This window comes from Poriferisphaera sp. WC338 (assembly GCF_050931845.1).
Taxonomy (GTDB): Bacteria; Planctomycetota; Phycisphaerae; order Phycisphaerales; family Phycisphaeraceae; genus Poriferisphaera.
Genome location: NZ_CP194516.1, coordinates 1,213,387 through 1,237,776, shown reverse-complemented (window position 1 = coordinate 1,237,776; position 24,390 = coordinate 1,213,387). Strand labels below are relative to the sequence as shown.

Annotated in this window: 14 protein-coding genes; 11 read left to right on the top strand and 3 right to left on the bottom strand. The window is 49.2% G+C overall.

Annotated features, from left to right (window positions below; genetic code table 11):
* Nucleotides 1-57: 57 nt before the first annotated feature.
* Nucleotides 58-849: a hypothetical protein gene (locus tag ACQ6WK_RS04970; RefSeq protein WP_432799642.1), complete on the top strand. Its 792-nt coding sequence runs from the start codon at nt 58-60 to the stop codon at nt 847-849.
* Nucleotides 850-1,723: 874 nt separating this feature from the next.
* Here ACQ6WK_RS04970 and ACQ6WK_RS04965 read toward each other — a convergent pair.
* The 3 genes from ACQ6WK_RS04965 to ACQ6WK_RS04955 form a co-directional block, all read right to left on the bottom strand.
* Nucleotides 1,724-3,604, bottom strand: coding sequence for a sialidase family protein (locus ACQ6WK_RS04965; RefSeq protein WP_432799641.1), 1,881 nt, complete (start codon nt 3,602-3,604; stop codon nt 1,724-1,726).
* Nucleotides 3,605-3,697: 93 nt separating this feature from the next.
* Nucleotides 3,698-4,447, bottom strand: a complete 750-nt coding sequence (locus ACQ6WK_RS04960; protein WP_432799640.1) for a prepilin-type N-terminal cleavage/methylation domain-containing protein — start codon at nt 4,445-4,447, stop codon at nt 3,698-3,700.
* A 95-nt stretch (nt 4,448-4,542) separates the two neighbouring features.
* Nucleotides 4,543-5,298 (bottom strand): PEP-CTERM sorting domain-containing protein, encoded by a 756-nt coding sequence (locus ACQ6WK_RS04955; RefSeq protein ID WP_432799639.1) that lies wholly within the window; start codon nt 5,296-5,298, stop codon nt 4,543-4,545.
* Nucleotides 5,299-5,606: 308 nt separating this feature from the next.
* Here ACQ6WK_RS04955 and ACQ6WK_RS04950 point away from each other — a divergent pair, with 308 nt between their 5' ends.
* The 10 genes from ACQ6WK_RS04950 to ACQ6WK_RS04905 all read left to right on the top strand — a co-directional run bounded on the left by ACQ6WK_RS04950 (nt 5,607) and on the right by ACQ6WK_RS04905 (nt 24,273).
* Nucleotides 5,607-6,743, top strand: coding sequence for a substrate-binding domain-containing protein (locus ACQ6WK_RS04950; protein ID WP_432799638.1), 1,137 nt, complete (start codon nt 5,607-5,609; stop codon nt 6,741-6,743).
* A gap of 13 nt (nt 6,744-6,756) precedes the next feature.
* Nucleotides 6,757-7,929 (top strand): sialidase family protein, encoded by a 1,173-nt coding sequence (locus ACQ6WK_RS04945; RefSeq protein ID WP_432799637.1) that lies wholly within the window; start codon nt 6,757-6,759, stop codon nt 7,927-7,929.
* A gap of 57 nt (nt 7,930-7,986) precedes the next feature.
* Complete coding sequence (locus ACQ6WK_RS04940; RefSeq protein WP_432799636.1) at nt 7,987-9,702, top strand: hypothetical protein; 1,716 nt, start codon at nt 7,987-7,989, stop codon at nt 9,700-9,702.
* A 56-nt stretch (nt 9,703-9,758) separates the two neighbouring features.
* Nucleotides 9,759-12,137: a hypothetical protein gene (locus ACQ6WK_RS04935; RefSeq protein ID WP_432799635.1), complete on the top strand. Its 2,379-nt coding sequence runs from the start codon at nt 9,759-9,761 to the stop codon at nt 12,135-12,137.
* The gene (locus ACQ6WK_RS04930; protein WP_432799634.1) at nt 12,134-14,773 is read left to right on the top strand and encodes a sodium:solute symporter family transporter; all 2,640 of its coding nucleotides are present in this window, start codon (nt 12,134-12,136) and stop codon (nt 14,771-14,773) included. Before ACQ6WK_RS04935 ends, ACQ6WK_RS04930 begins: the two co-directional genes overlap by 4 nt.
* 84 nt (nt 14,774-14,857) lie before the next feature.
* Nucleotides 14,858-15,325, top strand: a complete 468-nt coding sequence (locus ACQ6WK_RS04925) for a hypothetical protein (RefSeq protein ID WP_432799633.1) — start codon at nt 14,858-14,860, stop codon at nt 15,323-15,325.
* Between the two features lie 13 nt (nt 15,326-15,338).
* Nucleotides 15,339-16,526, top strand: a complete 1,188-nt coding sequence (locus ACQ6WK_RS04920) for a hypothetical protein (protein WP_432799632.1) — start codon at nt 15,339-15,341, stop codon at nt 16,524-16,526.
* Nucleotides 16,527-17,807: 1,281 nt separating this feature from the next.
* Nucleotides 17,808-20,597, top strand: coding sequence for a DEAD/DEAH box helicase family protein (locus ACQ6WK_RS04915; RefSeq protein WP_432799631.1), 2,790 nt, complete (start codon nt 17,808-17,810; stop codon nt 20,595-20,597).
* The gene (locus tag ACQ6WK_RS04910) at nt 20,594-22,792 is read left to right on the top strand and encodes a restriction endonuclease subunit S (RefSeq protein ID WP_432799630.1); all 2,199 of its coding nucleotides are present in this window, start codon (nt 20,594-20,596) and stop codon (nt 22,790-22,792) included. The genes ACQ6WK_RS04915 and ACQ6WK_RS04910 overlap by 4 nt, the downstream gene beginning before the upstream one ends.
* A complete protein-coding gene (locus ACQ6WK_RS04905) occupies nt 22,789-24,273 on the top strand; it encodes an N-6 DNA methylase (protein WP_432799629.1) in 1,485 nt (494 codons plus the stop codon). Before ACQ6WK_RS04910 ends, ACQ6WK_RS04905 begins: the two co-directional genes overlap by 4 nt.
* The last annotated feature ends 117 nt before the right edge of the window (nt 24,274-24,390 follow it).

The following is a 24,390-nucleotide window of genomic DNA, read 5'->3' as shown; positions in this document are numbered from 1 at the left end:
ACGGATAATTTGACAAATTTATTTAAGCCATATTAAAAGCGGCAGAAAGAAATGACCATGACTGTAGACGAGAATCACGACTTCGAACGAGTAACACCGGCACTTGCCGCGGTCGAATTCAATGCTACCGCCGAAGTGTGCAAACACTTTGCTTCTCATCCTGATGCCTCGGAAGTGAATCTGCTTGAGAGACGGATCTTCCATCTCAGAAAAGCCGTTATCGCATCAGCGGGCAGAAGACAGATCGTCCCTGCAGAAATCTTATATTTTGAATATCAGGCCAACATCACCACAGTCGAACACCACCAATCCTTTAGAGAAGAATTACTGGAATACGTAGACACGGACCGGCTCTGCAAAATTACCCTAGAACGCCCGCAACAATTTAGAAAATCCGGATTACATCGATATGCAAACAGCGACGAAGATCAACTAAGCACCATGGTCGACCTACTAAGCGCCAATCGCTCATCCGCCACGTCAATCGCAAAGCGCATGACAGAGAAGCGGCTCTTCCTCAACAGCAAAACAGCCCAAGGCCTTCTCAGGAAGTACCGCACGGAAAACAAACGCCTAGAAAACTGGCCACTAACTAACCTGATTGTTGGCAGCATTTATGATCATCTGCCGTACAGAGAAGACCGCAAAGTAGCCGAGCAAATCGGCAAGCTCATTAATACGATGACGGAACATGGATACCCACCGCTTCTCAACTATTACCTCATCCAAACATTTCAAACGCTGCCCCTGTTGGAACCCAACCCGCACTGGCAGCCAAAGAAACACTCCAATATCGAGCAGCTCATCGCGTACATCCGCAAAGGCAACAGCAAAAATGGAGAAATCTAAAGGACGCATACCCCCGGGAAAATTCAAACCATCGCCCCACCGCGGATACATTTGGCCTAAGACACTTCAGATCAGCAAAGAGCATGAGCAAGATGACACATGCGTGAAGGGTTTCGTCGGTTTCGTCGGTTTTGACAAGAGACAAAAAATAGCAGGCTGATACCTCACGCGTACACATCCCCAACGAGAAACAATAGGGCCCTCGGACCTACCAAACACCTCTAACCTTCGATTCTGGCCAAAGAGGTCACATTCACTCGCTTTAAACCTTACCGCGAAACCGACAAAACCGACGAAACCCCTGCCCCCAGCACACCCCAAACCAATAGCCCGCAGGTCATTCATCGCGCCGGCGTCCAACATCTGCACGTTAATCTGATACAGGTAATCAGGTTAGAGAAGTAAGCCGCCAAACACAGAGATGAATACGGACGATTTACGGCTTGGCATCACCACGCAACCTGCCGAAAAACTGCATGCACCCAACACTACAGAATGACACTGGATGCACGAGGCGCGATGCTCTCGTGTTTCAAAGACATAGCTCTGGACGAGCCGGGCAAGCGCACAAAACGCTACTCTGTCAAACCTCGCTCAAATTCCCGTTACGCACCACATCCTCAGCTGGGTTTCGTCGGTTTTGACGGTGGCCAATAGAACAAAAAAACCCCTTCAACTAAATTGCAGCAAAGACAGCCACAAAAACCCGACTTTAGCGGTCAAGTGCGGACTGTTAAGTTTGATACGGTGCGAACTGTCTTCAAGTAACAACCCTACGAATTCAGTAGATAAGCATGTAAACGATCTAATGCTAGAGCAGCTTGCCGCGACAGAAACCGTTAGACATAACTCAGAGAACACTCCGTATCAACTTCTACTTGGGTTTACGGCGATGAATCGTAATATCTGTCGCTCCGATCCAATACGCGCCAGGGTTGACCCAGGATTGCGGGGGCGTGCTGTCGAAGAAAACGGTGAAGCGATTGGTTCCCGTTGGGACCACGGCGGTATATCCGGTGCTCAGTAGTGGAGCAAAGATGACCGGTTCGGTCCACGTATGTCCGCGGTCGAAACTGAAAATAATCCCGCCACCCCATCGGGGAACGGCCAGACCGCCGAACGTCAACGCGATAACACCATCACGGTAGGCCAATCGCGGGAAGCATCCTCGCGCATCCTTCATTTGCTGAGGTTTTGACCATGTTTTGCCTCCATTTTCACTTCGCATCAGGATAACCGAGGCACTGGGCACCCCGGGTTCGAAGTACAGGTCGGGTGGCAGTTGTGCAATGCTCGGGTGGATCTCATCACCCTTAACGGTGTAGCTCAAGTCGTGGTATGTTGCGCGGCCCTCCGCAAACAATGCTTCATCCAGATAGGACTCATCATCTACAGTGCGCGCGACGCAGATGAGTGTTTGTTCGTCCAGTGCTACTAGGCTGGGCTCAACGCCACCATAGATTCGCCATCCCGTTGCGGTCAAATCTTCGCTGATTGGATCGAGGCTCTTCTGATCGGCGAGTATGGACACAAATTTCCAGGTTCGACCCTCGTCTTGCGAACGCACCAGATACAGCCGCCAGTTCATCACCACATCGGCGTCATCTACCAGCTCTTCCCCCTGCATAATTGAAAGCAGGTCTCCATTTGGTGTTCGCACCAAGCCGCTGTGGAACCACTGTAAACGCGCTGGGTCAAAGATATCGGTTGGCAGATGAAGCAATGCAGGCTCAATGGCCTCAATCGTTTTCCCCCGGTCGTTGCTCATCCATCGCTCGGTCTGGTAAAGACCTGGTTGATCGGGCACGGGCGTAGGATCGAATCGCATCAATAGCAACCGTCCATCGGCGAGGAAGACCGAGTTGAGTTGATCGATCTTTGTGTCGCGTGGCCGCCATGTATCACCTTGATCCTCCGAGGCGATAGTATGCGTTCCCGTCAATAAGATGAGGTCATCGTCCGCAACTACTAATGCTGAACGGGCTTGACGCATCAGCACACGCAGGGAGCCGACAGCAACGTGGGCTTTGTCTAGGCTGAATTCGCGCGTAGGCCAAGCACTACGGACCGCCAGCGGTTCGGCCGGTTGCCTCGGCGTGGCACGCGCGTCGGCCACCTTGGCCTGTATTATAATTTTGTACAACCACGCCTCGGGAAGTTGTTGCGGATCATTGGCCAACAATTCCAAACCGCTGAACGCACTGCCACCTCCTAAACCGGCGTCGAAACGTCCGACGGGCTTGCCATCAACTATGATCGCGACTTGCCGTCCACGAAATTGAATCTTTACGATGTGTGGCCCGTCGGACAAAACACTGGAAAATGTTTCGCCTTCGTTCGGATTGATTTTGCTGAAGCCGATATGCGTCGGTGTGAATGCAACCTCAAAGAAGCGTACTCCGTTGTGAAGTCGCAGATACAGTCGACCCGCATCAATGCGCAATTTAAGAACGACAGTCAAACTGCCACCCGGCTCAATCGCGTAAGTCGGGATCAGCCCATGCGGGCTTTGCAAGCGACTACCTAAAGGCCAATCCAAGAAATGAATCGCCCCATCTTGGCGTTGCACGCTTGACTGCGCCGAGGGATCGGGAAAAGAAAAATTCCAACCGCTTGGCGGCGCGTTCGAGATTTGCGTATCCGGCAGAACGTCGTCAGGTCCGAAGCGATAGGCCGTCGTATCGGCGAAACACTGCGAAGTGATGCCACACCACAACAAGCAATTCAGAATAAGCACAATACAACGAACATTCATCAGTCTATATTCCTATATCAAAAATGAACCCCAGGCCAAGCGTGTCACTGCCGAATCCTCTTGACACCAGTTTCATCAGAAACTCGAACTTTATTATTTTCGGTCCCAAAGATTATTCAGAGGTTCGGTGCTGACCGATGTCAGTTCCACGTAGGGCTGCAGAGGGTCTGCTACCTTCACTGCCGAGACATGACCATCAAACCACGCCACATTGACTGCATGTTGGGCGTGACGGGCGTGAGGATTGAGAACCGGATGGGGGAAGTCCTGCACCACATAGTAGCCCCCGATGTTGGTTCCGCCAAAATAACCTGGAGGCAACGGGTTATATTCGGAATCGACGAGGACAATTGTTTGGGCTCCCTTGCGAACATCCTCCGTGCGGGCCGGCGTGTTGGCAGGGTTTGGATGAGACGGTATCCGAAAACTCGATCCGATATGATAGAAATTGTAGCCATAGTGCGACCAGTAAAGGCTCTGCTGATCGGTAGCGGGCTCAACGACCGCGTCTTCCAATGAATAAGCATCCTGTACTCGATACGTCGGGCAAGTAAAGATATCGGTGGGCAAAAAACCCAATCGCAAAAGCGTGTTGCCCCAAGGGCGCTGCGGCCCCACCGGGTGAGCTGAATTTAGATACGGCGGAAAATAACCATTGTTTTCGTTTGAATAAACAACCATCGCCATGACAATCTGCTTCTGATTGCTTAAACACGAAACGCCGCGACCTGCTTCACGGGCTGCGCTCAATGCGGGGAGCAGAATCGAAATAATCAGCGCAATAATAGATATCACTACTAGTAGTTCGATCAGCGTAAAAGCATTATTCTTATGTTTATTCATCTTTTTTCTCCTGCGGCGAAGGAAGAATAGAAAAGGGAAATATCGCTCACGGACGATTAATCCGTAAGCGAGCGCTAGAAATGAGCATGTGGGAATCAGATAGCAACTCGGCGCCTTATCGCAAGGCCACCCAGGCCCAGCAATATGATGGACGCCGGCTCAGGAACAGTGTTGACCGTGGCGGACCAATTGTCGGTCAGGAGATACGCGACGCCACCAGCAGCAGGATCGTTTATCGACGAGTCATAGTGAGCAAGGTAACCAAAACTGATCTCACTTCCGAGAGCCGAAAAATCTGGATTGGACGCAAAGTTGGCTGAACCGTCCTGACCCAGGCCAGAGCTGAACTGCCCAAAGTCGCTGGCCAGCAGGCCGGTATCACCGATGGTGGTGAGCGGCGCGCCGGGGCCAGCAGGCAGCGTTTCGAATGCGCTGCGGAAGTAATTGCCATCTTGGATCAGAAACAGCGCCACGCGAGCACCATCAGGAGACCCCTTGCGGACATCCATGGAATAATCAACTGTTCCGATCGCTCCATCTACCGAAGGCGTAACGGTCTGTACCGTGAAGCGTTCGCCGACCCCCCAAGCAACCCCGGGGGCTTCGCTATGAGGAAAGCCGTGGATTAAAAAGCCCGAGGCATCGTAACGTTGATAGCCATTACCGATACCTGTGACGTACAGGCCAGATGCCGGGGAACCAGCATCGACAGCAACAGCCCAATTTCCGCTGGCCGTCGAGGGGTCCGGGTCAGAGAGAACAATCGGTGCCGCATTAGAACTCGTCACAGCACCAGCTCCAATCAGCATCGCCGCAACCACCACAGCCAAATCAATTTGTCTTATCAACATACAATTCTCCTAGTAAAGGGTCTTACGGCATGGGAGCAGGCATGAAACCGGCCAAGAATACCATCCGCACAGGTCAAACAAAACTTAACAGAAAATTGGCTTCTGTCAATACAAATCCGATCAATTGGGCAATTAAGCTATAAACTATTATTTTATAGCAACATATGAATATATGATAAGTTCTACGTGATATTTACAAACCTTATTGTATTGACACATAACAAATTGGCATGTATTATTGCATACTGTGCCCGTCCCTTCATGCGTGTACGTATGATGGGACATATTACCTATAACAGGAGCTACGTATGAGTCTCGCACCATCCTCCTCTGATGCGACGCTAGCCGGACGCAACTCGAAATATAAGTATGTGGAGCTGACCCAGAATCTAATGCGAAGCATGGCTCGACGGCAGATGCGGGTCGGTGATAGGTTGGGAACCGAGAAAGAATTGTGTGAAGAATATGGACTGAGCCGAATTACCGTTCGTCAGGCTCTGTCCATTCTTGAAGCGGATGGCTATATCTATCGTAAGCAAAACAAGGGAACTTTCGTCAAACGAAGCGTCGGTTCGGCCAGCGACATGCAGATCCTTCGCGGAACGATCGTCGTCGCAATCGAAAACAATATGGGGCTCGACCCTGTCGAATCAACTGCTGAATTCACGTTGTTCCGGGCCTTGGAACGCGAGTTGGCCGTACACGGCTTTTCCGTTCGCGTCATCGGCTTAGGCGATAACACTGAACGGGACAGATCTCGGCTTCTGCACGCGGTCGGAGATTCGGACGTCGAGGGCGTTTGCGCGATCGGCCCCAGCTTTGAACCTTATCGCTCGACGATCGGCGATCTGCCTCTGATCAGCACCGCGACTTTTCATCCCACTGACGGCATCTGGGTCGGTACCAACGCTCAATCGTTCACCCGAACTTGCGTCGATCACTTGATCCAGAAAGGACACCGTGAGATCGCCCTAGTCTGTGGTTCATGGATTGATGACCGAGGCCTCATGGGCTTCATTGCAGGATATCGCGAGGCTTGCGAATCGCACGGCATCCCCTTTTACCGTGACCGCGTTTATCACGCATGTCAAGATGAATCGCTGGTCGGATTAGCACGACAGGCGATGTCATCCCGCGTCCCGCCCACGGCAATCTTTGTTGAAGGTTGGCGTGGCTGCAATGCCGTGCTTGCCGCAGCAAGCGAGTTGGGCATCTCGATTCCCGATCAGTTGTCGCTGATAGGCAGTGGACAAAACGTTCTGAACATCAAGGTCCCACTGCCAATCACAACTTACGTCTCTGACAATGAGCAACTCGGTCGCCATATAGGCGATCTGCTAACCCAGATGATTGATGGCGGCAGCATGCCGGATGAGCCCATCTGGATCGAAGGCGAAATTATCGAGCAAGGGTCTGTTCAAGTGTTGAACCAACACAAGTCTTGAAAGTTGAACTCTAATGACAGCTACTGTTTCAAACCAAAGTAACCTTGTGAATGTTGGCGGTGAAATCAACGAGACGGTCTGCACGTTGACTACCGGCATGTTGTTCAGCAACGATAAACCACACCTGCATAGCGTTCACGGCTATTTTCCTTCGGTTGTATCGTTGGGCGGCGACGAAGTTTTCGCGATATATGCATGTGCAGAGGCTTTTGAGGCCGTTGGGATGCGCATTGAGATGGCGCGATCACGTGATGGCGGCAAGACGTGGCAGCCTGAGGGCCCTTTACCCACCTGCTTACAAAGCGATGATCCATTTACAGAAGCCGGCCGGGTGTCGATCAGCCCCGAAGGTGAACTGATCGTTGTCGTCAGTCGCTGGGACCGGCGTGGTCGCACCGAGGAAGGGTTGGCCAATCCCGAAACACTGGGCGTCTGCCCGAATCAATTCTTCCTCATGCGCTCTAACGATGGAGGACAAAGTTGGGATGAGCCTTCCCCGATCAAGCCCCCGCTGGTCGGACCGAGCTTCGAGTTGTGCGCCCCAGTAACATTCCTGCGTGACGGGCGCTGGCTACTATCGACTTCGACATGGCGTGACTGGGACGGCGTGTTGCCAAACGGCAACCGTATGGTCGCGTTTGTTTCCGATGACCGTGGCAAGACTTGGCCCCGACACCTCGATGTCATGCATCATCCCGATGATACAGTCATCTATTGGGAGTCTAAGGTAATCGAACTGGTCGACGGCACGCTGTTAGCCAACGCTTGGGCCTATGACGAAGCGGCTGAACAAGATCGTCCTATTCACTTTGCCACCAGCAATGACGGAGGGCAGACTTGGACCGACCCACAATCAACCGGTCTTTCAGGCCAAACCATGACGCCGATTCAACTCGACGACGGCAAGTTATTTTGTGCATATCGAAGGACTGATCGCCCCGGGCTCTGGGTGCAGATTGTCAAGATTAATAACGGGCGCTGGTACAACGAGTCGGAGAAGCCGCTGTGGGGGAATCAGGTCACGACGGCAGCCGCCGACCAATCGATAATCGATCACTTCCACACGTTGCGGTTCGGAGCACCGTCACTCTGTCGCTTGAACGACGGCACAGTTCTGCTTGCGTTTTGGGGCTACGAGGATTGCGTCAGCGGTATACGCTGGTTCAAGGCGTCGTTCATAAATTAAGACCCGCGCCAGTCGTTGGTGTTGAGGATTCATTGCATCCATTTGAGGAACATTGAGATGAGTTACGGTAGGATCTTCGCGGTGTGTAGCTTGGTGGCAGCGACAAGTTCGACAACATTAGCCAGGGAGTTGCCGGATTTTGGATTAATGCTTAACGACGACGGCGACTTCTCTTTCGTCGGTGTTACGCCGCAACGGTCTGTGGAAGATTTACAAGCACACGTAGGCGCGTTGGCAGGTACCGTGGTCAAGACACTGACCTACGGAGCTGGCGTAGACGTGGTCTATTACCCCACGGAAATCGGCAGCGTCTGGCGATGGCGCGACACGCCCTTGGACACCCCCGTCGAAAACCCAAAAAACGAAAACGAGATGTGGCACCAGCGCATCAGCAAGATTGTGGACGGCTTGGCCGCTGGTATAGACCCGATCCGAGTCGCCGGCGAAAAGGCCAAATCACTGGGCATGTATTTCATGCCTAGCTATCGCATGAATGACGACCACTTCATCTTCGATCCTTTCGAGAGCCCTTTGACCGGAGAGTTCTGGATCGAGAATCACGAAACGATGACGATCAAGGATTCGCCGATCCTCAGCGACGATCACTATGGCAATCTCCTGGATTTTTCTCACAAAGAGGTGCGGGAGTATCGGCTGGGCATCATCTTTGAAATGATCGATCGTTACCAAGATATCATGGACGGTTTTGAGCTGGATTTTAATCGGTCGCAGGTGCTTTTCCCCAGGGGCAAAGGGCCTGAGCGGGCTCCGCTGATCACGGACATGGTTCGTCAGATCAGAAAAAAATTAAACAAGTTAGGCAAGACCAATGGACGCGAGTATTACTTACTCGTCCGAGTCCCACCAAGCCTGAAAAATTGCATGTGGGCCGGTATGGACATTGCGGCATGGATGGATCAAAAACTGGTCGATGTATTGATCCCCGCGCAACTTATGACCTTGGCGCACGACATGCCGATCCATGAGTTCGTGGCACTTGCGGAACCTGCGGGAGCACAGGTGTACCCAGCGATCTATCCTCGTACCATCTATCGCTGGCCCTTGCTGGCCAACCCAACGCCCGCAAACTTTAAATCCACCGCAGCGCGAGAAGTCACTTCCGCACTGGTGCGGGGTGCCGCTGCAAACTATTGGGACATGGGCGCGTCTGGCTTTCAACTCTTTAATTTCCATCACGAAGACTGGGGTGTGCGCCCGTACACTGACCGCGTGTACCGCATCTTCCGTGACTTGGCGTCACCACAATCGCTTGTTTTGGCAGATAAAGTTTATGCGGTGACTCCCGGTTTTTACTTGGACCATGAAGATACTTATCAGTATCGCAAGCAGATCCCGACCTCAATTAATGTCGGCTCTTCAACCCGAATGACCTTCCCTGTCGGGGAAGACTACAGCGATCCGTCAGCCGCGACCTACCCTGACAAGACCGTCCTTATGATCGGCTTCAACGACTTGCCGCAAAAAGCAAAGATTAGTATTTCTCTCAATGGCTCGAAAATCTATGACGGCCCAACGGCAGACCACCTGATTGATCCCGACGGCGTGGCGCCGGTTACGTCAGCAGCAAAATCGGCGTCACTCCTCTTTCAAATCCCAATCGACAAGCCTGCTTTGTTGGTTCAAGGCGAGAACGTGTTGGAAGTAAGTATCGACACGAGCAAAGTCAAATCGGGTGCAGCTGTGGAGATCGCTCAATGCGAGGTCGGCGTTTTCTACGATCGCAAATACTTAAAAATGTTGTTTGAATTGTGAGACATCTCTGTGTCTTAGAAATTTACTTCGCTGGTTTTGGAAAGAGAAAACGTTTGATGACATTATTTCTTCTTAAACGCGCGATGCTTGCATCGATGATCATATATCTTGCATCGATCACACAAATCGCATGGGCGGAACGGCCTGCGGTACCTGACTTCGGCGTCATGCACAACAGTGATGGCGAGGTGGTGTATCCGTATGCCGACCTTACACAGACGACTCAGCACATTAATAACCTGCTGGAGACACTCGAAGACTCCCCCGTACAAACGTTTACCTGGGCCATCGGCTCCACATCCGAACTGCTGCACTATCCAACCAAAGTCGCGAGCAATTGGGGGTGGCGCAGCACGCCCTCAGATGACACGCCCGTGTGGCACGACCGTGTCCAACATGGACGGCTCTACGCGACCCAAGGTTACGACCCCGTCCGCGTGGTGGCGAACAAGGTCAAGAGTATGGGACGAAACTTCGTCCCTTCGTACCGCATGAATGACGACCACCACGTAAGCGACCCCTACAACTTCCCAGCGACGGGCGAGTTTTGGTTCAACAACCAAGACAAGGTTATCGGCTCATCGCCGGTCGCGGGTTACGACTACAGCAACCTGCTCGATTTCAAACACAAAGCGGTACGTGATTTCCGTATGGCCGTCATCAACGAATCCATCGATCGCTATGCAGACGTGATGGATGGGTACGAACTAGACTTCAATCGTGTCCAGATCTATTTCGCTCCTGGCGAGGCCCAAGCCAACGCACACCTCATAACGGAGATGGTGGCCCAAGTCCGACAGAAGCTCGACGACGTGGCGACACAAACCGGCCGACAACAGACACTGTTTGTACGTGTGCCTCCCGCGTTGCACAACAACGAGTGGGCCGGATTAGAGGTTGAGAAATGGATTGCAGATCGGCTGGTCGATGTGGTGATGCCGTCTCAACTCCAGACGTTATCACACGACATGCCCATCGACGATTTCGTCGCGATCGCAGAGTCCTCAAACTCAGGCGTTAAAGTTGTCCCGAGCCTTTATCCGCGTACCAATTTCGGCTACTCCTTCCGTGAACGACCGGACGAAACGACTTACAAATCACCTCATCTCCCGAACTCCCGCGTCGCCGACGCCAATCTGCTTCGCGGGGCGGTGAGCAATTATCGTTTTCTTGGTGCGGACGGGTTCGAAGTCTATAACTTCGGCCTGCCCATCGTTGAAGCCGGTTATGAAGGTATCGATGCTATGGCCAGCGACCATCCCACATTGGGCAAGGACCGCGTTTTCGCTATCACACCAGGTTTCTTCACCGATAACGAAGACACATTCCAATACGCCAAACAGTTGCCTGAAACCGTCGGTGTCTTCAGTAGCAAAAATTTTGAGCTGCTGGTCGGAGACGACATCAATCAGATGATCCGCGAACGGCCCAGTGATGTGCTACTTCGCTTCGGGTTGACTGGAGTTGACTCGGATTTACCACTCCGCATCGTCCTCAACGGCCACCAACTCCATGCCGGATCAATTCGCGATACTTTCTTCACGACGGACTTAGTCGGCACCAACGACGGGCCAGATAGCTACTTTTATATTACCGTCGGTGACTTGCGTAACCTCGTTCAAGGCACAAACACGATTACGGTTACTAATCCTTCGTTGCAAGGTGAGGTACGGTTCACCGACATTCAACTGGGCGTCTTTGGCGCATCAATCCCCACCGTCGATGGCCCCGTCCAAACGATAAAACAACCCCAAACCAATAGCCTCAAGCAAGTGTATTTCGATACGTCCGGTACCGCGATGACTTTTACCGTGAGCAATCGAAAGCCCAACGGGTTTGAAATGGGGGGCGGGGGCATCTACATCCGGGGCGATGCGGTGACACCAAGTGGCTCTTACGATAGTGCAGCCGGTTTTTTGTTTGACCAAGCGGCGTATTACCCGACGGTGGAGGGCGCACTCGAAAGTATCGACTACAGTTTTTGGCTGGGCAAACCGTCTGCCTCCCGGTCCACATCTTCTGTCGGCATCCTGCTGATGCAGGACGGCAAGTATTTCACCACCACAAACCCGGCGATACTTCAAGATTTCATTGTCGATGAAACATCTGTGGCAGTCGCGAACCTCACCATGCTGGATTTCTTCGAAGAACGCAATGATGGCGACGGCTTGGTTCTGATCAGAGATTCGCACCCCGATTTCTCGGCACAAGGTGCGCCGATTTACGTGGGCTTTTTGCTCAGCCAAACCGGGGACCCAACAGTCGGTGGACCTCGTACGGAAATCGACGATGCTATTTTCACTTTCAACCGCGTGGTTATTCCCGAGCCCACCACGCTGTCGATGTGCATCGCATTGTTGGCCGTCGGCCGAGGTGGTTTGCGAACACCTCGCGCTAAGTTATTCGGCGTTTCGGAAATTGTAGAGTCAATATGAAAAAATTAAACCTCAGCCGCTTGATCGTCACGGCGATCAGTACATACATGATTGTATTTCACATCGTGTCTTCTGCCTCTGCAGGTACGGACTTGGTTTCAGGCCATCTCCCGGAGCTGCCGAATGACACTGGCTTCGCGGGAATGTTTGCCGGAACCAGCCAAGGCGTACTGATCGCTGCGGGGGGAACGAATTTTGTAAAAATCGATCCGACCGCGTCTCCAGTCAAGCAATGGTATGACGGCATCTACGTCTTGCCGTCCGCTGACGATGCGTGGATTGAGTCCGAGCAGCGCCTGCCCAAACAATTGGCCAATGGTGCCTCGGTCACCTATGACGACGCGCTGATTTGCATCGGCGGTGATGACGCCCGTGAGTGTTATGCCAATGTCTATGTGCTGCGGTGGCGAAACGACAAAATCGAAATCAGTGAATTGCCGCCGATGCCTTCTCCACGTGCACATCATGCTGCGGCGATCGTCGACGATATCCTTTATGTTGCGGGCGGGATTGAACAACCAATCGCCACAACATCGACTAACACGTTCTGGGCACTGGACCTGTCTGTAACCCATGCAGAGCGCCGGTGGGGGATACTCGAACCTTGGCCTGGACCCGCACGACATTTAGCCGTCGCCGGTTCGATTGATGGAGCCTTCTATCTGATAGGTGGTGTCGGTCAGACCGCTGATAATGATGGAAACCCGACTTGGCAGGAACCCTATCTCCATGATGCTTACCGGTATGACCCCGCCGCCCAGAATGATGGGGAACATGCGGCGTGGACGAAGTTACCCGACCTGCCCCGATCAGCCATCGGAGCGGCATCGCCGGCCCCGGCAATGGGATCAAGCCATCTACTGATTATCGGAGGAGTAACCGAGGCGGACCAGCACTCCGACCAGACTTCATACAACGGCTTCACTCGCGAGAGACTCGCATTCCATCTGCCCAGTACACAGTGGACGAGCTTGACGCCAATACCCCAAGGCGAATCTCGCGTCGTCCTCCCCGCTGTCGAGTGGAACGAGCAATGGGTATTGGTTGGAGGGGAAGTCGCCTCCAAAATCAGAACGCCCATGGTCACGACACTGAATGTGTCTACTACTTTTGGATGGCTCAATTGGCTGACGCTGGGTGCTTATCTGATCGCGATGTTGGGAATGGGGCTGTATTTTTCCCGTCGCGGAAACACCACTCACGATTTTTTCCTCGCCGGCCAACGTATCCCTTGGTGGGCCGCCGGCCTGAGTGTTTATGGCACGTTGTTGAGCGGAATCTCTTTCATGGCGATCCCTGCCGAGACCTACACCAGCGATTGGGCCATCGTCATCGGTACCATCCTGCTGATCCCCATGATGCCGTTGATTATCTATTGCTATCTCCCATTTTTCCGTCGACTCCATGTGGTAACCGCATATGAATATTTGGAGAAACGCTTCAACCTTCCCATCAGGCTTTTTGCCAGTTGCTCCTTCATCTTGTTTCAAGTTTCTCGCATGGGAATCGTGTTGTTCATCCCCGCCATCGCGTTGGCCGCAACAACAGGCATCGACATCTATTTGTGTATCCTTGTGATGGGGATCATCTGTGTGATCTATACCGCAATGGGAGGCATGGAAGCCGTGATCTGGACCGACGTGCTACAGGTGTTGGTGCTCATCGGCGGTGCGGTACTTTGTCTAATCATTGTGATCTTGAATGTAGACGGCGGAATCCCTGAGGTGATAAAAACAGCCAACAACGCGGACAAGTTCCGAGTGTTTGACTGGGGTTGGTCCTCCGAACGATCGGTCGTATGGGTCATGCTTGTTGGCTTCTTCTTCCTGAATCTCGCGCCATTCACATCAGATCAAAGTGTTGTGCAACGGTACTTGACAACGTCTGATGAAAAACAAGCAGGTCGCAGCCTCTGGCTTAATGCCTGGATGGTATTACCAACAATTCCAATCTTCTTCGGGCTCGGCACGGCGCTCTATGTGTTCTATACCCGCAACCCGAGCGTCATCGCACCGCAAATCAGCAGCGAAGTAGTGCCATGGTTTATCGTTCATCAGTTGCCCGCAGGCGTCGCGGGGTTAATTATCGCTGCAATCTTTGCAGCAACCATGTCATCAATGGATAGCGCATTAAATAGTATCTCGACTGTCTGCGTCAACGATATTCAGCAGCGATTCCGCCCGCAAACCCAAGATCATACCGCAGTATTGACCGCGAAAAGCCTCACCATCGTGTTCGGAGTTTTCGGGACAGGAACCGCCGTCCTGCTAGCAGCAAGTGACATACAGTCATTGTTCGAGTTATTTCAGGCTTTTCTCGGCGTACTGTGTGGTAGTTTAGCCGGAGTTTTTGTACTTGCTATTTTCAGCCGCCGCACCAATGCCACTGGAGCGTTGCTGGGCGCAATTGTCGGCAGCGCTCTGCCGTTGATCGCACAAGCCATCAGCAACACCAGCCCGTATCTGTTTGGCGCTATTGGCGTTGTTGCAACAGTCATCACCGGTTATCTGTTTAGCCTGATTCTGCCAGGCAAGGCAAACGGACATCTGTCAATACCTGGTGGCATGCTGAAAGCAAATCCTGTCGCAGATCGACTGGTTACAAATCAACCGGTCACGAATCGACTGGACAGTTAACCCAAGTATCTGTGGTCCCTCCAATCGGTTGCGACCTAAAACTTCGATCGAAACCCACCCCACAGTTTGAGATTATCAATTCATATGTCCGCACCGGATTTCTATTTCGCGATTAACGACATCTTTCGGCACATCCACGATGTCCACGGGAAAGATCGCCTGATTGACTACTGGGAATCGCTAGGCCGTGAACATTACGCAAAACGCAACACCGACTGGAAAACCGGTGGACCTGAGGTGGTAGTAAATGATTGGCGGAATTACTTTGCGAAAGAACCTGGCGCTGAAGTTGAGGTAAGTTACACCAACGACGAGGCATTGCTTGATATTCGTGTTTGCCCGGCAATTAAACATCTACGTGATCAACAGCGGGATATCGTGCCATATTTTTGTGAGCATTGCGACCACATCTGCGGTGCCCAAGCGGAGGCCGCCGGGTATCGGTTTAAACGCAGCGGTGGAATGGGTTCGTGCCGCCAGCGATTTATCCAATTACGTCACCCGAATGAAAACTGCACGGGAACAGCAAAAAATCCCACTAGCACCCTTTAGGCTTGAGGACACCATGCTTGGATGCCATGATTTCTGTGGACACTACGATTGGACCTTCGCCTATCTGGGGCGAACGCTTGGCCGTGAATCAGTCAATCATCTCTGGGCCCAAGCGATCAAGCACGCTCAACACCACTACGCCCAAGCGGGACACGCGCAAGGCCTTCAAGGACTGTACAACACCTGGACCGCAACCGGCAAAGACGAACAATGCGATTGGACTTTCCAAGTCGATGAAGAAAAGAACATCTTGCGGTGGGATATGCGAAGTTGTCCCAGTAAAGGTTATCTCATCGACAACGACCTGAATGCCGACGAGGACTACTGTGATCACTGCATGGGATGGATCATCCCGGCTCTAGACGAGATTGGAGCCGAGATAGTGGGGCACGAGCACAATCATTTTGGGCAGTGTTGGGCGGAAATACGGATGCGAGATCGGCCTTCAGACTCATCAGGTTTAGATGCCAACGAAATCACCGCCGACCCACGTTGGTCTCAAGGCTATATTGATCGCTGGAAGAACAACGTCAAACTACCACTCTTGAAGCATGCTTCAAGTGACTCGGTAACGTGCATCCGCGATTGGTTTGATCGCGAGCAACGGCTCGCAGTAATCGGCCGTGGTCCAAGCGCAGCAGATGGCTGGATCGATCAACAGCCTCCTGGCAGCGCTCTTGTCATCGACCCGACCTACAGCCGACCGGACGTATTCACGGGTGAACCACGCGGTGTGCTGATAGGCGATCGTTCGTGCGATCTAAAAGGAATCGCTCGCAGATTTAACGCAACCGCCCCCGAAAAACGTCCGCTCTTAATGCACGCGTTTCTCCCAGGCGCACCGGCACTGCCCTTCGCGAACTTCGATCTCCCCAGACCCATCCCTATTCTGCCCCTGCTCATTCGAACGGGGCTTTACCTGCACAAACCGAACGAACCATATCCGACGACCGGCGTATTTGCTCTGCTAATCGCCGCCGCACTTAAGAAGCCAACCACCGTCGTCGGCATCGATCTTTATAAACACCCCAGCGGCATGCACTATGTCAAACCCGCTGACAATTATTGCCTTGCTAAGTCGATCGATGGCCCTTGGCCCGTAAATCACAGTGAATCCTGTGATGTGCACTACATACGTTTGGCAATGTCACACCTTAAAGAAAATGGCGTTTATCACCCGTCATTACATGCTTGCTTATAGACTTCTATCATCAACGACTTTCATATCTTCGGATCAGCTTGATTCGTATTGACGACCTTTGCAGTTAGCAGCGGAGCCAAACCCCGCGAGGTCGTTCGCCGAAGATCGACCAGATTCCGATGCACCTCTCGCTTGACACGAACCAGCACAACACAATGCTTTCCGCTTCTTTCCGCATATTTCCGCTTTTTACCGGATCAAAAAGGAAGAACAAAAATCGTAAAGCGATGCCTATCCTATGGTTAGACGCTATCGCCCTCACCCTCTCATAACCCGGAGGTCACAGGTTCGAATCCTGTCCCCGCTATTTTAAAACTAGAAACGCCCGTCACTTACGTGATCGGCGTTTTTTAGTGCGCTGAGCCGGGCTTGCCTCAGGCTTGCCAGCGGCTTGCTTGGGCTTGCCGAGGCGTGTGACATCCATTTCAAATACCCGGAGGCCAATCAGACCGCGAACCGACCCCCGCCCTACCCCTCGATTCCTGCCAGCAAAAGGGCACCTACCCACACACTCAAACGCACCTCAAAACCGACAAAACCGTCAAAACCCCTGACCATAAATGCCACCCAAGCCTATAGACCGGAGGTCACCAATCGTGCCGGCGGATAGCACCAACGCGCTAATCTGTCATAGGCAATCAGGTTAGAGAAGTAAGCCGACAAACACAGAGATGAACACGGACGATTTGCGGCTTGGCATCACCACACACTGCCACACCAAAACCAGATGTCCCCACTCTACAGAATGACACTGGATGCACGAGCTGCGACGCTCCCGGGTTTCAAAGGTACAGCTCTGGCAGGGGTCGGCTGATCACCCCAAACACTACTCGGTCGAACCTCGCTCAAATTCCCGTTACGCACTACATCCTCAGCTGGGTTTCGTCGGTTTTGTCGGTTTCGTCGTCATCACACAGCAGGCCATTTACTTATACAAAACCACTTAAAGCTAAACTGATAGTTACTGTACTACACGTTAATCTCTCAACAATAATTTAGTTACAGAAAAAAATAGCTAAACACTGAATAGCAGAACACTTCAAATACTAAATCATATCTCGGAATGGGAAAAACCTATTGCACGATCGTGATTATTCAAATTACGCAATATGCGAACCATCTACCACAGGTTATTGCTTGTCTCAATGTATCACATACAATAAATGGCACTTAAACACTGGGGTGCAATAGCATTGCGACACCTCCACCGAAGTCCAATTACATTAATTCTCACAATGATGCGTTACGCCACTAGCATAAATCAGATGGGTTGAGGTTCAGATGACATTACAACAAGCAAATCAGCATCCGGAGCAGATTGCTAGAGATCGTATTGACAAAATGCTGTTAGATGCAGGCTGGGTTATACAATCTAAAGAGGAACTTAATGTTTACGAAGCTGATGGAGTAATTGTTCGCGAATTGCCTACATCCCAAGGTCCAGCTGACTATGTAATTTTTATTGATTCTAAGCCCGTAGGAGTTATTGAGGCCAAAAAAGCCGAAGAAGGATTTCATCTTAAACAGCACCAAGCTCAAGCCAATAAGTACCGCAATAACCCAATTAAGATACTACAAAATCAAGAATCACTACGATTTGTCTACTTATCTACCGGCATCGAAACAATATTTACAGATTACGAAGATCCGAAACCTAGATCACGTTCACTATATACATTCCACAAACCTGAAACCCTGAAGAAATGGGTAGCTGAAAATAAAACTCTCCGGTCAAGGTTACACGATATTCCCAAAGATTTACCTGAAGGTTTACGTGATTGCCAATTCAAAGCTATCGCTAATCTCGAAGACTCGTTCCGCATGGCCAAGCTATATGCGCTTATTCAGATGGCAACTGGAGCGGGCAAAACATTTACCGCTATTTCTTTTGTTTACCGGCTTCTGAAATTTGCGAAAACTAAGCGCATTCTTTTCCTTGTTGATACACGCAATCTTGGTGAACAAGCTGAACAGGAGTTTAAGGCATTCCAGCCTTCAGATAGTAATAAGAAATTTACAGACCTCTACAAAGTTCAACGTCTAACATCTCAGTACATCGCTCCTGATAGCAATGTTTGCATTTCAACGATACAGCGAATGTACTCCATACTCAAAGGTGAAGAATTAGCTCCGGAGGATGAGGAGACTAATCCAGCTGAAAGAAATACTTCGATAAATAAGAAGCCGATTCCGGTTGCTTACAATTCCAACGTACCCATAGAACAATTTGATTTTATTATTATCGATGAATGCCACCGATCCATCTACAACCTCTGGAGGCAGGTTTTAGACTATTTTGATGCATTTCAAATTGGTCTAACTGCAACACCAGACAAAAGAACTTTTGGCTACTTCAAAGAGAATGTGGTTTCAGAATACCCTTATGAGCAATCCGTTATCGATGGCGTTAATGTTGGGCACGATATTTATCGAATTGATACCGAAATCACTAAAAATGGCGCTGTTATCAAAAAAGATGAAGGCTTTGTTGAAATACGCGAAAAGCTCACACGCAAGCAAAAATGGGACCAGCTTGACGAAGATACACCCTACACATCTAATCAACTAGACAAGGATGTTGTGAATGTTTCACAAATTAGAACTGTAATAAAAACTTTCCGAGATCGATTGAAAACCGATCTTTTTCCAGATCGTAAAGAAACCCCTAAAACTCTTATATTTGCTAAAGATGATTCACATGCAGACGACATCATCAAAATTGTTTTAGAAGAATTTGGGGAAGGCAATAAATTCTGCAAGAAGATCACCTACAAAGCTAATGATCCACAGCAAACACTTGCTGAATTGCGCAATGATTATTATCCAAGAATTGCAGTAACAGTTGACATGATTGCAACCGGAACTGACGTCAAGCCACTTGAATGCTTACTATTCATGCGTGATGTACGAAGTCGCAACTATTTTGAACAAATGAAAGGGCGAGGTTGTCGTACACTCAAATCTGATGATCTCCAGAAAATCAGCCCATCGGCGCATCATGGGAAAACAACTTTCATCATTGTTGATGCGGTTGGTGTTACACTATCAAAGAAAACTGATTCCAGACCTCTAGAGCGCAAAAGTCAGCGGCATGTTCCTACTAATGACCTTCTCTATGCTATTACCCTTGGCAACAAAGAAGAAGACGTCTTCGTGACCGCCGCCAATCGCTTGATCAAGCTAAATAACCAGTTAACTGACAAGCAGAAAGAGCAATTTACTACAATATCGGATGGTGCTACTTTACCAACCCTTGCTAATGACCTAATTGCAGCCCATGATTCTGAAACTATTCAACAAACGGCAGTAGAGGAAAATAATCTACCAGACGGAGTAGAGCCTACAGAAGAACAAAAACAACAAGCTCAAGGCCAATTGATTAAACATGCTGCCAAACAACTCACTGTAAAGGTGCGTGATTTCATAGAAAACGCCCGAAAAGCACTTAATCAAATCATGGATGACCAAAATTTGGATCAAGTCCATTATGCCGGTTGGAATCAGGATGCGCAGAAGAAAGATGCTGATTTGCGTGAAGACTTCAAGGATTACTGCTATGCACACAAAGATGAAATCATAGCACTTAAGATATTCTATGACCAACCCTACAGATTAAAAGATCTTACGCTTGAAATGGTCAGCGAGGTCCTTGATAGGCTGTTAGCTGACCGTCCGTATTTGGCCCCAACGCGCATTTGGGGAGCCTTCCAACGTCTTGAAGATAATATCCCCCAAACACCTAAGCAACAGCTAATCGCACTAGTGTCCTTATTGAGGCACATAGTCGGTATTGATGCTAAACTAACGGACTACGATAGCCTAGTTCGTCAACGCTTTCAGGATTGGGTTTTTAAACAGCATCATGGTGATGCTCAGAAATTTTCAGAAGAGCAAATGAACTGGCTTCATATGATTCGCGATCATATTGCAACTAGTTTTCACTTGAAAGCAAATGATTTGGATGATATCTCACCATTTTATGAAAAAGGTGGACTAGGAAAGTTTCACCATCTCTTCGGAAATGAATACCAGACCATTCTAGATGAGTTAAATGAAAGGCTGGTCGCGTGACAGATTTAAGAAAAGATTGGATTAAAACTACACTCGGTCATATTTGCTCAAATCCACAATATGGTTACACAACGAAAGCTTCTCATTCAGGCCAAATCAAGTTGTTGCGTACAACGGATATTACGTCTGGGCATCTAAACTGGAAGCAAGTGCCATATTGCACATTAGCACCGAATAATCCTGACAAATACCTGCTGAAAGATGGTGATATCGTTGTCTCAAGAGCCGGTTCGGTGGGTGTTAGTTATTTAGTTTCAAATCCAGAGTATTCTGTATTTGCTTCATACTTAATTCGCTTTCGCCCTTACTGCAATCGAAAATATTTCTACTATTATCTAAAAAGCCCTTCTTATTGGAATGCTATTTCAGAGAAGCAATTAGGTATTGCTGTACCAAACGTTAATGCAACAAAACTAAAAACCATTAGCATCCCATTAGCCCCTGTAATTGAGCAACAAGCAATTGTAGATAAAATTGAAGCTCTGCTCAGCGAATTAGATCATGGTGTGGAACAGCTAAAGCAAATCCAAGAGCAACTCAAACGCTATCGCCAAGCTGTCCTGAAGGCTGCATTTGAAGGTAAGCTGACCGCCAACTGGAGAGAAGAACAACAGAAGGCAGGCAAACTACCAACAGCCGATGAACTACTCGCCCAAATTCAAGCAGAGCGAGAAGCATGCTATCAAGAGCAAATGGATGAGTGGCACAAAGCTGTCAAGGAATGGGAAGCAAATGGCGGCAAGAATTCTAAGCTAAAGAAACCACGTAGACCTGCTAAGCTTACAAAATTCACACGTTTAACAAATGATGATATGGCTGACTTGCCTCAATTACCAAATGGCTGGATATGGGTAAGAATGCAATCATTATTAGAGCGAATGCAAACAGGTCCTTTTGGTACATTATTACATAAACATGATTATATTGATGGAGGCATTCCTCTAATTAACCCATGTCATATTCTGAATGGCAATGTATATCCAAATAATAAACTCACGATATCAAATAAAGTTGCAAATCGTCTTCAATCATATCTCGTTAATGAGGGTGATATAATTTTAGGTAGGCGAGGAGAAATGGGACGATGTGCATCAATTACTAAGAAAGAAGATGGTTGGTTATGCGGTACAGGCAGTCTTATATTGCGTTTTTTACCTTCTTGCATAACCGAATATTTTGCAAGCATGATACGTTCACACCGTATAGTCGCGTTCCTTGAACATACTTCAACCGGTGTAACAATGAAGAACCTTAAACATGCACAGCTATCATCTTTACCTGTTGCATATTGCTCTCAAGCTGAGCAAACACAGGTTCTAAAGGAAATTGATATACATTTGTCCAAGATTGACTATCTTGCAAAGAATATTGACATTGCCTTGGCTTATTCCGGAAAATTAAGACAAAGCATTCTAAAAAGAGCATTCGAAGGCAAACTTCTCAGCGATGCTGAGTTAGTTGCAGTAAAAGAACATCCTGATTACGAACCCGCAACTGAGTTGCTCGATCGAATTAAGCAAGAATTAAGTACTTTAGATACGAACGTCAAAGGAAGTGAAAAGGCGAGCCGCTCTAAAGCAACGCGTACAATCAAGCTACCACCCAGTGAACGATATAGGCAAGCAGCAATTGCTGCCTATGCCGTAAACCGCTTACATCGCCAGTCTACATTCGGTCGCGTGCAATTGATGAAATATCTATACTTGGCACCACATATTGCAGAGCAAGAATCGCATATCCACGCTGAACGTAAAGCTGCGGGACCATTAGATCCTGCACTGCACAAAATAGAATCGCTTGCGAAAAAGAACCAATGGTTTTCAGTGAAAAGGGTAGGTCAGAAGGTCCAGTATTCGCCATGTTCTAAAATTTCCGAGGCTTGTGAGGTTGCCGAAAATTACTTCGGCAACCAATTAGATCGCATAGACTGGTTGCTTAACAAATTTGCCAAATTCGATACAGAACAAGCTGAACTTATTGCGACAACTTTTGCGGTATGGAATGATCTGCTAATTGACGGCCACTTTGGTAGTAACAGTGCTATCGTAAAAGGGGTGCATGGTTGGCATCCAGACAAGAAAAAGAAGTTCAGTGAAGATCGTATTCGGACCTGCGTGAAATGGTTGCAACAAAATCAGCTTAAACCAACTGGCACTGGCCCACGAACAATAGAAGTAAAAGAGGTGGCGAAATGAGCCCTGCTGAAACACTAGCGAATAAAGTGTGGAATTACTGTCATGTACTACGTAACGCTGGTTTGAGCTATGGCGATTACCTTGAACAATTGACCTACCTTATCTTCCTGAAGATGGCACACGAATATACGCTGCCTCCTCATAAGCGAGACTTTGGAATCCCCAAGGGATTTGATTGGCCAAGCTTAACGAGCCGCAAGGGTGAAGAGCTAGAAGGTCATTACATTAAACTGCTACAGAAGCTTGGCAAAGAAGAGGGACTGCTGGGGCAAATTTTTGTTAAGTCACAGAACCGTATTCAAGAGCCAGTCCATCTTGCCAGCATCATCGAGATGATCGACCGTGAAAAGTGGGTCATTCTTGAATCGGATGTTAAAGGCAGTATATACGAGAACTTACTTGAACGGAACGCGCAAGACATCAAAAGTGGTGCTGGTCAATACTTCACACCACGCCCACTCATCAAAGCAATGGTTGAATGCGTACAACCCGAACCAAACAGGACTATCTGTGACCCTGCTTGTGGCACAGGGGGATTCTTCCTCGCGGCATATGATTACCTCACAGACAGTGACCATTGCAAACTCAATGCCACACAAAGACGTAATCTAAAAAGCAAAACTTTTTATGGTAATGAGATCGTATCGGATACACGTCGCCTATGCCTGATGAACATGTATCTACATAATATTGGTGAAGTGGGTGGCAATGTAAATGTTTCCAATACCGATTCACTCGTAGCTGATCCCGGCGATCGTTATGATTATGTTCTAACCAATCCACCATTCGGCAAAAAGGGATCGCTAACAGTCACCAATGAGGATGGTAAAGAAGAAAAAGAAACTAGCTCCTACAATCGCCAAGATTTTATTGCAACCACAAGCAATAAACAGCTGAACTTCATGCAGCATATTTTGACAATCCTTAAATCGAATGGGCAAGCAGCTATTGTCGTACCTGACAATGTTTTATTTGAGGGGGGGGCAGGTGAAAAGGTACGTCAAGCACTATTAGAGAAAACTGATTTACATACCATTCTTCGTCTACCCACCGGAATCTTTTATGCGAATGGTGTAAAAGCTAATGTTCTGTTCTTTGACAACAAGCCCGCAGCCAAGAAGCCATGGACAAAAGATGTCTGGTACTACGACTTGCGAACTAATTGCCATTTTACGCTCAAAACAAAGCCGCTAACATTCGATGATCTTAATGATTTTATTAGTTGCTACAAACCTGGCGAACGCCAAACCCGTAGGCAAACATGGTCCCTAAAGAAGCAAGACGGACGATGGCGAAAATTTAGCTATAAAGAAATACTTAATCGAGATAAAACAAGTTTAGATATTTTCTGGTTGAAGGATAAGAGTTTAAGCGATCTGGATAACCTGCCCGATCCAGAGGAGTTAGCTGAAGACATTATCAACAACCTTGAGGCAGCATTAGCGAGCTTCAAAGAAATTTCAAATGAAATTGAAGCTTAATTTAAAGGACAAGATACATCCTTCCCCAATATGTTAGTTTTTTGTCGCTATACCCTCGATAAATTGTGACTACCATTATGGATGAGTATACTCAAACACACTCCGGACTTTGGATAC